Here is a 940-nt window from a genome sequence, read left to right on the forward strand (position 1 = left end):
TAAAACGAAACCCATTACCGGAACCTCGCATTTATGTGAATATCTATGGGAAACGCAAGGCTAAGGCCTTTGTTCAGTAAGATGATTTGAAGAGCCGTATGCCTTAATTGGGCACGTACGGATCTGTGAGGGCTTGCAGGTCAAACCTACAAAATGGTAGGCCTGCATTCTACTCGACTACAATTTTCAGACGCTTGTTTCAAAAAAAGGAAAAACTATCAGTTCTAAAGAATACGGATAGAGTACAATCTAAGAGAGAAGAGAAGAGGAGAGGAGTATGACTATGATTAGTGAAGAAACCCAAGCAATCATCGTAAAATATGTTGAGGCCTACAATTCATTTGATGTCGAGAGTATGGTTAAACTTTTGCATAAGGATATTTTGTTTAGAAATTTTTCCAATGGTGAAATTAACACAGAGACCAGAGGAATACAAGAGTTTAAAGAACTGGCAGAAAAGTCGTCAAAGATTTTCTCAAGTCGTCGTCTGACAATTACCAATTACAGTGCTATAGATGACAGAGTAGAAATATACATTGATTATAAAGCAATACTGGCTGTTGATTTGAACGGATTAATGATTGGAGATACGCTTCAACTAAAAGGGAAGTCAGTATTTGGAATTAAAGAAGGAAGAATATCATTGATTGAAGATTATAGTTAAATAACTTGATGAGACATCGCATGATTAAGCTAACGGGACACGATAGCTCAATAAAGGACATTTGAATAAAACTCCCATTTTTATGAACATGTCTACACACAAAACCTTTTCAGAAGCATATAAACGGCCCTACAAACCACTTTCTTTTTATAGGTCGAAGTTCAAATTCGATCATAAAGGGAAAATGGCGTGTAGGGCCTTTCTATTCGTTTAGTGTGTTTTGGTATCTACGAGGTTACATGCTCACAAAATAAATGATTTTGTACAGATGTACTG

General features: G+C 36.4%; 1 protein-coding gene. It reads left to right on the forward strand.

The genetic code is table 11. The features are described from left to right. Window positions 1–283: 283 nt before the first annotated feature. Window positions 284–664: a nuclear transport factor 2 family protein gene (locus tag AC1DWN_RS34385; protein WP_477563290.1), complete on the forward strand. Its 381-nt coding sequence runs from the start codon at window positions 284–286 to the stop codon at window positions 662–664. Window positions 665–940: the final 276 nt, after the last annotated feature.

This window comes from Paenibacillus sp. P4_A7 (genome assembly GCF_056402455.1).